12 protein-coding genes and 1 riboswitch are annotated in these 13,547 nt (G+C 49.0%); of the genes, 10 read left to right on the top strand and 2 right to left on the bottom strand.

What is annotated here, in order from left to right; all coding sequences use genetic code 11:
• Positions 1–112 precede the first annotated feature (112 nt).
• The 8 genes from ACUUHJ_RS29770 to ACUUHJ_RS29735 all read left to right on the top strand — a co-directional run bounded on the left by ACUUHJ_RS29770 (position 113) and on the right by ACUUHJ_RS29735 (position 9,664).
• Positions 113–1,588 carry a methyl-accepting chemotaxis protein gene (locus tag ACUUHJ_RS29770; RefSeq protein WP_289675025.1) on the top strand — a complete coding sequence of 492 codons (1,476 nt, stop codon included), beginning with the start codon at positions 113–115 and terminating at the stop codon, positions 1,586–1,588.
• Positions 1,589–1,739: 151 nt separating this feature from the next.
• Positions 1,740–1,863, top strand: a riboswitch (SAM riboswitch).
• 200 nt (positions 1,864–2,063) lie between these two features.
• Positions 2,064–3,092, top strand: coding sequence for a BMP family lipoprotein (locus ACUUHJ_RS29765; RefSeq protein ID WP_142497510.1), 1,029 nt, complete (start codon positions 2,064–2,066; stop codon positions 3,090–3,092).
• A gap of 121 nt (positions 3,093–3,213) precedes the next feature.
• Entirely contained in the window at positions 3,214–4,743 is a 1,530-nt protein-coding gene (locus ACUUHJ_RS29760; protein ID WP_472300808.1) for an ABC transporter ATP-binding protein, read from the top strand.
• Positions 4,718–5,788, top strand: a complete 1,071-nt coding sequence (locus tag ACUUHJ_RS29755) for an ABC transporter permease (protein WP_472300806.1) — start codon at positions 4,718–4,720, stop codon at positions 5,786–5,788. The genes ACUUHJ_RS29760 and ACUUHJ_RS29755 overlap by 26 nt, the downstream gene beginning before the upstream one ends.
• The gene (locus tag ACUUHJ_RS29750) at positions 5,775–6,689 is read left to right on the top strand and encodes an ABC transporter permease (RefSeq protein WP_472300805.1); all 915 of its coding nucleotides are present in this window, start codon (positions 5,775–5,777) and stop codon (positions 6,687–6,689) included. Before ACUUHJ_RS29755 ends, ACUUHJ_RS29750 begins: the two co-directional genes overlap by 14 nt.
• 41 nt (positions 6,690–6,730) lie before the next feature.
• Complete coding sequence (locus ACUUHJ_RS29745) at positions 6,731–7,396, top strand: sulfite oxidase-like oxidoreductase (protein WP_289675021.1); 666 nt, start codon at positions 6,731–6,733, stop codon at positions 7,394–7,396.
• Between the two features lies 1 nt (position 7,397).
• Positions 7,398–8,123: a nucleoside phosphorylase gene (locus tag ACUUHJ_RS29740; RefSeq protein WP_289675020.1), complete on the top strand. Its 726-nt coding sequence runs from the start codon at positions 7,398–7,400 to the stop codon at positions 8,121–8,123.
• Between the two features lie 251 nt (positions 8,124–8,374).
• Entirely contained in the window at positions 8,375–9,664 is a 1,290-nt protein-coding gene (locus ACUUHJ_RS29735) for an IS3 family transposase (protein ID WP_289673973.1), read from the top strand.
• A 266-nt stretch (positions 9,665–9,930) separates the two neighbouring features.
• On the opposite strand, the gene ACUUHJ_RS29730 is transcribed toward ACUUHJ_RS29735, so the two are convergent.
• Positions 9,931–10,257, bottom strand: a complete 327-nt coding sequence (locus ACUUHJ_RS29730) for an ArsR/SmtB family transcription factor (RefSeq protein ID WP_005827573.1) — start codon at positions 10,255–10,257, stop codon at positions 9,931–9,933.
• A 24-nt stretch (positions 10,258–10,281) separates the two neighbouring features.
• Positions 10,282–12,006, bottom strand: coding sequence for a SulP family inorganic anion transporter (locus ACUUHJ_RS29725; RefSeq protein ID WP_472300803.1), 1,725 nt, complete (start codon positions 12,004–12,006; stop codon positions 10,282–10,284).
• 296 nt (positions 12,007–12,302) lie between these two features.
• On the opposite strand from ACUUHJ_RS29725, the gene ACUUHJ_RS29720 reads away from it, so the two are divergent.
• On the top strand, positions 12,303–12,902 hold the full coding sequence (locus tag ACUUHJ_RS29720; protein ID WP_016741937.1) for a glycerol-3-phosphate responsive antiterminator: 600 nt from the start codon (positions 12,303–12,305) through the stop codon (positions 12,900–12,902).
• Positions 12,880–13,542 (top strand): HAD family hydrolase, encoded by a 663-nt coding sequence (locus tag ACUUHJ_RS29715; RefSeq protein WP_472300801.1) that lies wholly within the window; start codon positions 12,880–12,882, stop codon positions 13,540–13,542. The genes ACUUHJ_RS29720 and ACUUHJ_RS29715 overlap by 23 nt, the downstream gene beginning before the upstream one ends.
• Positions 13,543–13,547: the final 5 nt, after the last annotated feature.

The following is a 13,547-nucleotide window of genomic DNA, read 5'->3' as shown; positions in this document are numbered from 1 at the left end:
TATTCGAAATTGTTTTTGGCTGTTCTCACTTTTTTCACAAATTTGGCAAAGGTTTGGCTATATAATGGGGAAAGAATCCGATACATAAGTAATAAGGAAAAGGGGGGCAATTATGATTCAATTGATTCGCAATACCTTGACTGACAAAGAAGGTTTTATGATTTTCATCCTATGGAATCATTTGTGGATGGCGGGACTCATTGCCTACCAAGTGGATGTGAACTTCTGGAAAGTGACGTCCTTGGGATTGCTGGTCACTTTAATTGTTTCGCCGTATTATTTCATTCGCAAAGATAGTCTTGTGATTCGTTACCTGGTGGCAATTGGACTCATGTTTTATGCGATTTCATTCGATCACTTTACCGATTACCAGGAGATCACCTTCCTCGCTTTTATCGTCATGGGCTTTTTAGCAGCGTATTTGGATTGGAAGCTGGTCGTAACAGCGGGAATTACCCAAATCATTGTCACGGTTATCGGGTTCTACACAGGAACCTACCAGATCTTCGATGGTGATTTTTCGGAGATCAATTTGCTTATGCGTATTGTCACGATTCTCATGATGATGGGAGCCGTAACGTATCTGTGTCTCGCCGGACAAGCCTCCCTGCAAAAAGCGCACGATGCAAGGCAGGAAGCGGAAGAGAAAGAGCGCCGTCTGGGAGAAATGCTTTTGAACATCCAGCAAATGACGGAGCAGCTGGATCGTACCAGCGATCATGTACATGAGCATGCGGAAGGTACGAAGCGCAATACAGATGAAATGATGGTAGCCTTTAAGGAAGTCGCCGTCGGTATGGAATCGCAGGCGAATTCTACGGTGAAGATCGAAGAAGAGGTTCAATCCATCGATCAGGAAATCGAGGCAGTCACATCGCAGACCAACGCAATGAAAACAGAATCGCAACAAAACAACCGTCGTCTGACAGAAAGCGTTCAGATGATGAACGAGCTGTCCTCACAGATGGAGCAAATTGTGCAGGCAGTCAATGTAGCAGCCTCTACGATTCACCAGCTCAATCGACAGGCGAATCGCGTAGAGGAAATTGTCGGCGCTATTAATCAGATCGCGACACAAACGAATCTGTTGGCACTGAATGCGGCGATTGAATCGGCGCGTGCAGGTGAGCATGGACGGGGATTTGCTGTTGTTGCGGATGAGGTACGCAAGCTGGCAGAACAAAGCGCGACAGCCACACAGGAAATTACCGACATTCTCAAGTCACTCCACCAGGAAAGTGAGAATGCGGTGCAACATATGAGCAGTGGGGAAGTGTCTGTTGCAAAAGGCCAAGAGCTGGCCGTAAAAACAGTGGCCTCCATTGAAGCAGTGCGTGCCGGGATGATGGCCTTCCTAGAAGCAGCTGATCAGGTAAGCTCCAGCATGGACCGGGTAAAAGTGCGTTCCGGCGAAGTTGCCATCGAGATGTCGACCATTACGGCCGTAACCGAGGAATCGGTAGCCAACTTAGAAGAGCTGTTTGCGACAGCAGAAAACCAGCATCAAAAAGTGCGTGAGATTACGGAAGAGCTGGGTGAGCTGAATACGTTGTCGCATCGCCTCCAGCAAACCTTTCACGTAAATTAGTGGTTGCGCTTCTCGCCAATTTCTCGGTGCTGAAAAGACGACTTTTTAAACTTTTATTTACTTGTAGAAGTGTTTGGAATTGAGAAAAAAGAATTGCATTTTCGAACCGTTCTGCTAGAATGAATTCCATTGTAACTAAATATATTCACCTACCTTATCAAGAGCGGCGGAGGGACTGGCCCGATGATGCCCGGCAACCACTGATCATGTCTTATGCATGAACAGAAAGGTGCCAATTCCTGCAAAACCTGTACCATGGTTTTGACAGATGAGGAAGAGAACGGCTTCGTACGCAAACTCTTCCTCCGGGGAGAGTTTTTTTGTTGTATTTGTTAAAGATGAGGAGGAATATACGAACAATAAATAAATTTTATAAGGGAATATTCGTAAATAGTATTGAAAAAATGGGTAAAAAGCCGTACATTACCTAATAGGATAAAGAAAAACGTAAAGTTCGGATAGGGAGAGATACATCATGAAGAAGTTATTGCTGGCATTAACGACATTCGCAGTATTGGCAACAGGGTGCTCGACTGGCACAAGCGCACCGGCAGATCAGCCAGGAGGACAAGCAGCAGGACAAGAGGGCGCGGCCAAAAAGCGAATTGCCTTGATTTTGCCTGAGAAAATCGGTGTGAATCCATTCTTCCAACAAATGGACGAGGGTGCAAAGAAAGCCGCACAAGAGCTGGGCGCAGAAGTAAAAACGATCGAATCTACAGACCATGGAGCGATTGAAGAAAATCTGCGTGTGGCTGTTGCAGAAAATTATGATTTGATCATCACTTCTTCTTTTACATCAGAGGATGCATTGAAAAAAGTAGCTACCGAAAATCCTGACCGTAATTTTGCGATTATTGATACGGTAGTGGATTTGCCAAACGTTCGCAGTGTTACCTTCCGCGAGCAGGAAGCGGCTTACCTGGTGGGAGCAGCAGCAGGCTTGGCAACGAAAACGAACAAAGTGGGTATGGTTGTCGCACTTGATATTCCGCAGTTGAAAAAATGGACGGTTGGCTTCGGAGAGGGCTTGAAAGCGACAAATCCAAAAGCAGAGCTGATGGTCAACTATGTAGGAAGCTTCACTGACCCGGCAAAAGCGAAGGAATTGGCTTTGCTCCAAGCTTCCAAAGGCGCTGATTTCATTAACGGTGCAGCAGCAGTAGGCGATCTCGGCGTTTTCGAAGCAGCGAAGGAAAAAGGCTTCTTCACAGCAGGGCAGGACGTTGACCGTACCACGATTGACCCAGAGCATATTGTTCTGTCCCAATTGAAAGGAACTGACGCGGCAGCTTATGAAACCGTGAAGACCTTTGTAGAAGGAACGTTCAAACCAGGTGTTGTGGCATACGGCTTGAAGGAAAAAGGTGTTGGTGTAACCTATGTCACGCACGAAAGCAAGACGCCGCTGAACGCTTTTATTGGACAAGAAGTGGTGGATAAAGTGAAAGCGATCAGCGATGAGATTGTAGCGGGCACTCGCAAAGTACCAGACCAGTTTTAAAAAGGTTCTCGGTGCTGAATGTTTATTTATAGCTTGTGCACAGTGATGGATGTGACCGACTACGGCTGTGTAGTCGGTCTTCCATTTTCATAAAAGGACGTACAGAAATGAGGGAGTGGGAATGACCGATCGCTTGGAAATGAGGGGCATGACCAAGAAGTACGGAGATTTTACCGCCAACGACAAGGTGTCGTTCTCACTGGCAGCAGGAGAGGTCCATGCGATTGTCGGGGAAAATGGAGCGGGCAAAACGACACTGATGCGGATGCTGTACGGGATGGAGCAGCCGACGTCAGGAGAGATCGTGTTAAACGGCAAGCCAGTTGTTTTTCGCGGACCAGAGGACGCGATTCGAAATGGAATCGGGATGGTTCACCAGCACTTTATGCTCTTCGGAGAATTCAGTGTGACTGAAAATATCGTGATCGGATATGAGCCGAAGAAAGCAGGCTTTTTCAAAAGAAAGGACGCAGAGGACAAGGTGCGGGCGCTGAGTGAGCAGTATCGCATTCCAATTCATCCGCAGGCTATGGTAGCGAATTGCTCGATCGGGGAACAGCAACGGGTCGAAATTCTGAAGGTCCTGTATCAGGGAGCGGATATTATTGTGTTGGACGAGCCGACTGCTGTCCTTACTCCGCTGGAGGTACGCGACCTGCTGCAAACGATTCGAAACTTGGCAAAGAGCGGCAAGAGCGTCATTTTGATTACACATAAGTTGCAGGAAGTCATGGAGGTAGCCGATCGTATTACGGTACTGCGCGGGGGCAAAGTGACGGGAACGGTTTCGCGGAATGAGACAAATGCGGATGATTTGGCAAGATTGATGGTCGGACGAGAATTGCAGGAGCTAGCTGAACGAGTTCCTCTGGATAAAGGCCCCTTGTTGCAGGTGGAGAATCTTGCGGTTCGAGAAAAGCAGACCCTGCTCGATCAAGTCAGCTTTACCGTACACCACGGGGAAATCGTAGGAATCGCAGGTGTTTCCGGGAATGGACAATCCGAGCTGCTACAAGCGATCAGTGGTTTGCGAGCGGCACAGGAGGGTACGGTGCGGTTAGGTGGCAAGGACGTGACGAACAAATCAGTAGCCACCATTCGGGATGCCGGCTTGGCGCATATTCCGGAGGATCGCTACCTGTGGGGAACGGCCAAACTCTCAAGCGTCGAGGAAAATGCGTTGATGGGCTATCAGCGAAAGCCTGGTTACAACCGCCGTGGCGTCGTTTTGCGGGAGAAATTCCGCCAAGTCGTAAAAGGCTGGGTTGATCAGTTTGCTATCAAAACAGGCTCCCGACAATTGCAGGAGCTGGCAGGGAATCTGTCAGGTGGAAATTTGCAAAAGCTGATTGTAGCAAGGGAGCTGGGACATGAAACCCCGTTTTTGATTGCGGCTGAGCCTACGCGAGGGGTGGATATCGGTGCCATGGAGTACATCCATCAGGCGCTGATCGAAAAGCGCAATCAGGGAGACGGGATCCTGCTCGTCTCCTCCGAGTTGTCCGAAATTCTCGCCTTGTCTGACAGAATTTTGGTCATGTATAAAGGGCGAATCGCTGGAGAGCTGTCACGCCTAGAGGCAACCGAAGAAAAAATCAGCGTGATCATGGCGGGAGGAAGCATTCATGGCAGCAATCAAAGAGCTATCTAAGTCATTGGTTCAGCCGTTCTTGGCTGTCGTCATCGGTTTGTTGACCGGGGCACTGGTTATTGCTGCCGTTGGCGAATCGATCTTGGGAACCTACCAGGAAATGTGGAAAGGGGCCTTTGGCAGTTTTTATTTCTTAACGTCTACCTTAGCGAGAGCCACACCTATCATGCTGATTGCCTTGGGTCTTTCCCTCGCATTTCGGGCAGGGGTATTCAACCTGGGGGCGGAAGGGCAAATGGTGCTTGGTGCCGTCAGTGCTGCGTTAGTCACGATCTATTTGCCAGCGCCGGGAATGATCAAAATTGTGGCGGGTATTTTCGCAGGAATGGCGGTCGGCGGGTTCTGGGCGTTGTTGCCGGGCTTTATGGAAGCACGCTTCCGCATTCCGTTGCTCATCTCTACGTTGCTCTTCAACTATATTGCCGTATTGTTTGCGAGCTATCTCGTGACAGAGCCATTCCGGGATCGCTCGGGTTCTGCGGCACTGGCACAGACCGTCATGCTGGAGAAAAGCGCTTGGCTTCCGAAGCTGTTTGCGGGAATGAGCGTGCATGCAGGGGTTTTGTTTGCGATTGTTGCAGCGCTCTTGTTATTCTGGGTCCTTCGTTTTACGCCTTTTGGCTATGAAGTGAAGATGCTGGGTCAAAACTCGCTGTTTGCTCAATACGGAGGAATTAATCGGATTCGGGTGATGCTGACCGGGATGTTTGCCAGTGGTGGATTGGCTGGCTTGGCGGGAACCGTCGAGGTAATGGGGGCGCACTATCGCTTTGTGGACGGGGCGCTGACTGTACCGGGCTTCGCCTGGACGGGCCTGATGGCAGCTCTGCTTGCGAACTCGCACCCGCTTGGCATCATTGTGACTTCGATCCTGCTTGCTGCTTTTCAGACAGGAGCCATGGGTGTAGAGCGCAATACGGATGTGCCGCTGGAGCTGGCAAGTGTTATACAAGCCGTATTGATATTGTTCATCTCCGCCAAGTTCAGCTATGACTGGTGGAAAAAGCGGAAGGCAAAAGGAGGGGAATCGCATGGAGCTCTTTGATTGGTCCCTCCTCAGTTCTACCATTCGGATGGTCACGCCGATCTTGTTGGCAGCTTTGGGTGGAGCGCTCTGCGCACGTGTTGGAATTTTTAATGTGGGCTTGGAGGGATTGGTACTGGTAGGTGCCTTTTCCGCGATTGTCGGCAATCATTTTACCGGGAACCTCTTTCTGGCCGTTTTGATAGCAGCGCTGGTCAGCATCGTCTTTTCACTCTTATTCGCGTACATGACGATCAAGCTTAGGGCGAATGAAATCGTCGTCGGTGTGGCGATTAATTTTCTCGCGCTAGGGTTGACGACATTTGCATTGCGGGCGATCTTCGGTGTCAAAGGGGCGTTTTACGATAAGGATATGGCTGGCTTGCCAACCGTCGAGATTCCTTTTATTCACGATATTCCAGTCATTGAAGGCATTGTCTCTGGCCATTCGCCACTCGTGTATTTTGCCTTTTTGGCTGCCATTCTGCTGTATGTGTTCTTTTATCGGACGGTTACGGGCTTCCGCGTCCTCGCAGTTGGTCTGAACCCCGTTGCGGCACGTAGTCTCGGTCTGAAAGTGACGGGGCTTCAGGTGCTGGCGATTGTGATGAGTGGCGCTTTGTGCGGAATTGCAGGGGCGCAGCTTTCACTGGGGCAAGTCACGATGTTTACAGAAGGCATGACGGCTGGACGGGGCTTTATCGCATTGGTAGCGATGATGATGGGGCAGTCGCATCCACTCGGTATTTTGGCTTCGAGCCTTTTGTTCGGGTTGATGGATGCCCTTAGTATTCGTTTGCAGGGCTTTTCGCTTCCGACGCAATTTACGGCCATGCTGCCATACGTGCTGACGATTGCGGCGATGTTCTTTTTGAAGAACAAGAGTCAGATCGGCAGCGACAATCAGCAGAGCACCCGTTAAAAACAGACCATATAGACAGCGGAGACAGGGGGAAATGCGATATGAACAAGGCAGATCGGATCAAAAGGATGAAAGTACCCGACCCAGTGGAACCGGGACTCGCCAGACGCCTTCCGCCGGGACAAATCCTGACAGAGCGTTTTCCCATTTTGCATGAGGGAGACGTGCCAGTGTATGACATGAACGAATGGACGCTGCGTGTTTTTGGTGAGGTAGACCGGGAAGTGACGCTCTCCTACGACGAGATCATGGCGATGCCGCAGGTGACAGTGACGAGCGACATTCACTGCGTGACGCGCTGGTCCCGTTTTGACAATGCGTTTACAGGCGTGCGTTTTCGTGATTTTCTACAGGCGATTGGCGTGACTCCGCAGGCGAGCTTCGTCATGCTGCACGGTGATCACGACTATACCGCCAATGTGCCGCTCGTTGATCTGGAGCGTGATGATGTGCTGCTGGCTCACTCCTTTGACGGAGAACGACTGACGGACAAGCACGGTTGGCCGCTTCGCCTGGTTGTTCCTCATCTGTATTTCTGGAAAAGTGTGAAGTGGATCAGGGGAATTGAATTTATGACGGAAAACAAGCCCGGCTTCTGGGAGCAAAATGGTTTTCACTTGATCGCAAACCCGTTCCGCGAAGAGCGGTTCTCCGGTGAAGCGTTGCCGATACCAGAGGATGAGTGGGAGAAAAAGGAGTTCGATTAAGATGTTGACGAATCTAAAGGTAGATCCAGAACAACTGCCCAAACGCGTCATCGTGTGCGGTGATCCAAAACGTGCGGCCTTGATTGCATCGAAACTCGACGATCAGCGTCAAATCGGGGAAAACCGCGAGTATCACAGCTATGCGGGTACGTGGAAAGGCGTAGAGGTAGCGGTAGTGAGCCATGGGGTAGGCGCACCAGGAGCAGCCGTATGCTTCGAGGAGCTGGCGAAGGGCGGCGTTCAGGTCATCATTCGTGTAGGAACTGCCGGGTCATACCAAAAGGAAATTGAGACAGGCAGCCTCGTCATCAGCTCCGCAGCGGTTCGCCAAGACGGCTTGACCAGTCAGTTGGTTCCGGCGGGCTTCCCGGCTGTTGCCAATCGCCATGTCGTGGACGCGCTCGTAAAAGCAGCGGGAGCAAATGCAGCAGAATTGAAGGTATTCGAAGGAATCACGCTGACACTCGATGTCTTTTACAGTGGGGTGTTGGAATTCCCGCACAAGCTATACCAAAAAGCTGGCGTTTTGGCAGTCGAAATGGAAAACACCGCCCTGTTCGTGATTGCGGCACTTCGCGGAATGAAGGCAGGCTCTATTTTGGCGATCGACGGGTATGCCGATGCAGACCTGCTCGAATCGTATAATCCGCACACCGATGTAATGGCAAAAGCCATTGAAGCAGAAGCGTTGATCGCATTGGATGCAGTCATTGCCGTTTCCCAGTAACAATAGGTAAGCCCAGGACGATTACGGGTCCTGGGCTTTTTTGTATTTTTAAAAGGCATTGATGAACCAACAAAGCTGGCGAGAAGAAAAAGCACAGAGCTCGTAGACTGAACTACTACCCGTTAGATGGACACTTTGAAAAAAGTGACCGTCTAACGGTTTTTTGTGTTTTAATCATCATTAACGAGAAATGAGTGGGGATATGTTAGATGAGTAAAAACAGAATAAGTTTTACGGAACATGAGATACATATGTTAGAAAAAAATCAAAATGTACTTCGAGTAACAGGGAAAAACATCACGTATTCTCCTATGTTCAAATTTACCGCTGTACAGGCATATCGAGAGGGACAAACGCCGATTGAGATATTTCTTCAGGCAGGTTTCCCCTTAGAAATAATGGGTCGTCATACACCAAAAAAATGCTTACATCGATGGAGAAAAGTATGTACGACTTTTGGTGAAGCTGGATTAATTGAGGAGCGCAGAGGCAAGGGGAGCACCGGTAGAAAGTCAGAGGGAGAATTATCAGCAAAAGAAAAACTGAGACGTGCTGAAGCACGAATTAGGCTTCTGGAAGCAGAGAACGAACTTTTAAAAAAGCTAGAAGCGCTCGAAAGACAAACCAATAAGACGTTATCGTCTCCCGAGCGCTTTCAGCTTATTAGCATAGTTCTTCGTAAACATGGCTTGAAGCGTGTAACCCGTTATCTATGCCAGATTGCTGAAGTGAGCTCAAGTGGCTATTATCGCTGGTGTAGTGCTGAGGAACAGCGACAAATTCGAGAAGAAGCCGACGAACGAGACTTCCTGCTCATCAAGGAGCATTTCGAAACTCGAAAAGGGAGAGCAGGAGTGCTGGTCATTAAAATGAGATTGGAGCGAATGAACGGTGTCGTGATGAATCATAAAAAGATTCGTCGTCTTATGCAAAAGTTTAAGCTAGTCACTCTTATTCGGAAAGCGAATCCGTATCGAAAAATGGCCAAGGCTACTCAGGAACACCGCACATGCCCAAACCTACTTAAACGTCAGTTTGATCAAGGTATACCCGAGAAGGTTCTACTTACTGACATTACTTATTTGCGCTATGGTACTGGTCAATGGGCATATTTGTCTTGCGTAAAAGATGGGGCGACCAAACAGATTTTGGCACACTATCTGTCTTCGACATTGGAGTTATCACTAGTGAAACGGACACTAGACTTATTAATCAAACGATTGGACGGTAACGTCCATCCTGATGCTATTTTTCATTCGGATCAAGGAATGCACTACACTCATCTTACAACGAGGCGCCTTATTGCTGAGGCTGGTTTTAAACAGTCGATGTCTCGCAAAGGTAACTGCTGGGACAACGCTTCAATGGAATCGTTCTTCGGTCATATGAAAGACGAACTCGAATATAAGGACTGTGTTTCACTTCAAGAGTTGCGTCAACGCGTCAACGAATATGTAACCTATTACAATTCAGAGCGTTATCAGTGGACATTAAAAAAGATGACTCCTGATGAAACCAGAAATCATCTCATTGCTGCTTAATTTGCAACAGGCTCTTTTTAAATACTGTCTATTTCTAGGGGAGTAGTTCAGACCTTGACATCGCCAACCCAGTCGGAACTTCAAAAAGGGGACCACGCTTGTCGAACACTTCTTCCTTGAAAAGCTTCCGCCCGTAGGGTGGCTTTGGCTCGACGGTCCCCTTTTTGAAGTGTAGACGGCCAGTGAATCCCCCTTGCGGGCGTGTCAGAGTCGAAGAGAACTGTGCTTTTTCTTCTCCTCCCCTATGTTGACTCAAACCAAAGTGATCATTCCTCATTAAAACGATCCAGCATCGAGATCGTATCAATCAGATGATTGTTAAAAATTTGTCTGGCCACGCTCAACAGCTCAATAATCATCGGATCACGCAGCGAGTAGGTGACTTTGTTTCCGTCCTTCGTTCCGTACACGATATTGTTGTTCCGCAAAATGGCCAGCTGTTGGGAAACAGCGGAGCCTTCACTCCCGATGAGAGTCTGAAGCTCGTTTACATTCTTATCTCCTTCCGCCAGCAGCTCCAAAATCCGAATCCGCAGGGGATGACCCAACGCCTTGAAAAAATTCGCTTTAAATTGCTGTAGTTCCAAATTCAATGATAGGTTCCTCCGATCGTAACATCATGTGGAAGTTTCAGTAGGGGCGGACAGGCGCGCGCATTCGCGGAAGGCAAAATGCTTGCATCCGAGGCACTTCCCCGTGTCTAGTAAACTGAGAGCATACGCTATCGCGTCTCCAGTATGAGTAAAAAAGTGAGCTTCGCTTACGAGGTCATATAGCCCCGTACGCTGCAAGATTTTCTTAGGGCCAGATTGGATTCCGGAAATAAGGACTGTTGTGCCTTGGTCCATACATTGTTTCACAATCCGGGACAAATTCGCTTCCCCAGTCATGTCCATCAGGGGGACTTTCCCCATCCGTAGCAGTAATACCTTTGGTTGTCGCTGAAGGGTTTGCGTGAGGGAGCTTTCAAACAAGTCGGCATCCCCGAAAAAAAGTGGGCCCTCAATTGTGTAGATGCTGATTTGCGGGCAATCATGCTCCTCGGTAACCATGTGCGGCATGACTTTGTCGTGGTTGGACGAGGGATCAGGCAGTACCTGAGCTACCCGCAAGCTATCGCGCGTTCGTTTGACAAACAACAGGATAGATAGTACCAATCCCACTTCAATAGCAACGGTTAAATTGGTGAAAACGGTCAAAAGGAAGGTGAGCACCAGTACAAGAGAATCGCTCGTCTTCACTTTGACGATGTGGGCAAATTCCTTGCGCTCACTCATATTCCAGGCAACCAGCATCAAGATCGGCGCCATACTCGCCAACGGAATATGCGAGGCGTAAGGGGCGAACAGCACGAGGATGAGCAATACGACCAGACCATGAATGATGCCAGACATGGGGGAGGTTGCCCCAGTTCGAATGTTGGTGGCTGTTCTCGCAATCGCGCCAGTAGCAGGAATTCCCCCAAATAACGGGGTCACGATATTGGCAATTCCTTGGCCGATTAATTCCCGGTTGCTGTTGTGGCGACTGCGTGTCATCCCATCGGCGACGACGGCAGATAATAAAGACTCTATCGCTCCTAGTATAGCAATGATCAGGGCTGGACTCAGTAACTTTTGGACACGTTCCCAAGTGATTTCAGGAAAATGAAAGCCGGGTAATGTACTCGGTATCTCTCCAAAGGTGGAGCCAATTGTCGCTACCTTTCCTTCCAAAAAGAGGACAGAAACGACACTGGAGACTACGAGTCCAACAAGAGAGGCTGGTATACTTCGGAAGAATCGGGGAGTCACCAAAATAAGGGCGAGACTCAAAATAGCGATGGCTACGCTGTATAGATTAATCGTGTTCAGATGAAGAATGATTTCCCCCATGTTGGACAGAAAATCTTCATGTCTTTGCAACTGCTCCAGGCCGAGAAAGTTGGCAATTTGACCGGAGAAGATGATAACGGCAATCCCCGAAGTAAATCCGATGATGACGGGGCGCGGAATGAATTTGATCAGTCCTCCCAGCCGTAGACCCCCCATGAGAACAAGGAGAATCCCTGCCATGAATCCAGCGAGGAGCAAGTCTGCATAACCGTATTGCATGACGATTGCAAATAATATCGGGATAAAAGCACCAGTAGGTCCACCGATTTGATAGCGGGAACCGCCAAATAGAGAAATCAAAATCCCGGCGATAATGGTCGTGTAAATTCCGTACTCAGGCTTTACTCCGGAGGCGATAGCAAATGCCATCCCCAATGGTATCGCGATAATACCGACGATTACCCCTGATACACAGTCTTTTCGAAAGGAAACGAGATTGTAGCCTTCGAATCTTGGTGCCCACTTCATGATTGCAACCCTTCTTTTCGTATTTTCGAATATTTGATTATTTGAATATAGATGGATCATACATCCGCTCTTCCATTCCGTCAATTCCATCCTTACATGAACTTTTCCGTTTATTAACATTCCCTTCAAGATTCCTTAACGCTCGTACAGTACCATTCAAAGTAACAAGTGAACACATCCCTTCGGTTGGAGCCATGGAGAAACCCCCGACAGCCTTTCCAAGCACTTTCATCGAGAGTTCTTTGGCATTGTCATGTCGCAGGGTTTTTTGTCTTGGGCATAAGGAGGCGTAACGAGTGAACCGGGAACAGTTTCGTGCAAGACTGGCAAAGTACAAGCTAATCGCTTCTGTAAAAGAAGCGAAGCACCTGGAAAAAGCGGCAGAGGCAAATTTGAGTGCTGCGGTACTCTCGATTGGCAACATTGGTGTGATTAAAGGCTACGTGGATTATTTTAAGGCGAAAAATATCCCAGTATTTCTTCATTTGGAGCGGATTGGCGGAATCAGTCATGACCGGGAAGGCATTGCATTTCTGGGGCATTACGTCAAGCCAGACGGGATCGTCACTACGCGCAACACCCTGGTCAAGCTGGCGAAAAAGCAAGGCCTGCTGACGATTCAGCGCTTGTTTTTGGTCGATAGCGACTCGATTAAATCAGGCCTAACCTCCCTGCAAGATACACAGCCTGACGCTGTTGAGCTGATGCCTGGTTTGCTGCCGGAGTTTATCGAAGAATTTCGAAGTGTGATCGATACCCCGATCATTTCTGGCGGGCTAATTCGCAAGCGGGAACAGATGGAGGAAGTATTAAAGCATGGGGCGACAGCTGTTTCAGTCGGAAGTCCCCTGCTGTGGAAGGAGTGTAAGAACCTTGATTCAAGCGTTGTTATTTGATTTGGACGGGACTTTGCTGGACAGTCGGGATGCGGTCGTGGATGCCGTTGCTTTTACGGCTGAGCAGTACGCACCGGGACATTTTAGCAGGGATGAGCTTATCGCCCGTTTTGGAGAATCATTTGATGATTTTTTGGCGGCAGTTGCTACAGCAGCAGGCGTTCCTGACAAAAAGGAAGTGCTGCAGAGATACTTCGCCTATGTACGGGAGCATCATGAAGAACACGTCAAACTGTTTCCGTTTGTTCGCGAAGGGTTGGAAAAGCTAAAGGCGGCGGGCTTTGCGATGGCGATCGTCACGAACAAGCAACGGGAGTTTACATTGGCTGGTCTGGAGATGGCGGGGATTGAGCATCTGTTTGAGGCAATCGTCACCGTCGATGATGTATCACGAGGCAAGCCGTCGGCTGAGCCTGTACAAAAAGCGCTGGGAGCGCTAAGCAAACGTCCCGAGCAAGCCATGATGATCGGTGATAGTCGCTATGATGTACTGGCTGCGGTAGGAGCGGGTGTGCAATCTGTCGTGCTGGAGTGGTACGGACAAGAGAAATGGCCCTACGCTTCTCCGGATTACCGCTACGCCGATTTTGAGACATTTGTTATGGAAATGCTGGCCGCAAAAGCACAAGGAGGGAAATGAAAACA

It is taken from the genome of Brevibacillus schisleri, from assembly GCF_055685845.1.
The sequence above is the reverse complement of the archived record's forward strand: the minus strand, read 5'-3'. Positions and strand labels throughout refer to the sequence as shown.

Coding starts and splice junctions, on each gene's coding strand:
- ACUUHJ_RS29770 (WP_289675025.1), top strand. CDS start 113: ATGATTCAATTGATTCGCAATACCTTGACTGACAAAGAAGGTTTTATG.
- ACUUHJ_RS29765 (WP_142497510.1), top strand. CDS start 2,064: ATGAAGAAGTTATTGCTGGCATTAACGACATTCGCAGTATTGGCAACA.
- ACUUHJ_RS29760 (WP_472300808.1), top strand. CDS start 3,214: ATGACCGATCGCTTGGAAATGAGGGGCATGACCAAGAAGTACGGAGAT.
- ACUUHJ_RS29755 (WP_472300806.1), top strand. CDS start 4,718: ATGGCAGCAATCAAAGAGCTATCTAAGTCATTGGTTCAGCCGTTCTTG.
- ACUUHJ_RS29750 (WP_472300805.1), top strand. CDS start 5,775: ATGGAGCTCTTTGATTGGTCCCTCCTCAGTTCTACCATTCGGATGGTC.
- ACUUHJ_RS29745 (WP_289675021.1), top strand. CDS start 6,731: ATGAACAAGGCAGATCGGATCAAAAGGATGAAAGTACCCGACCCAGTG.
- ACUUHJ_RS29740 (WP_289675020.1), top strand. CDS start 7,398: ATGTTGACGAATCTAAAGGTAGATCCAGAACAACTGCCCAAACGCGTC.
- ACUUHJ_RS29735 (WP_289673973.1), top strand. CDS start 8,375: ATGTTAGAAAAAAATCAAAATGTACTTCGAGTAACAGGGAAAAACATC.
- ACUUHJ_RS29725 (WP_472300803.1), bottom strand. CDS start 12,006: ATGAAGTGGGCACCAAGATTCGAAGGCTACAATCTCGTTTCCTTTCGA.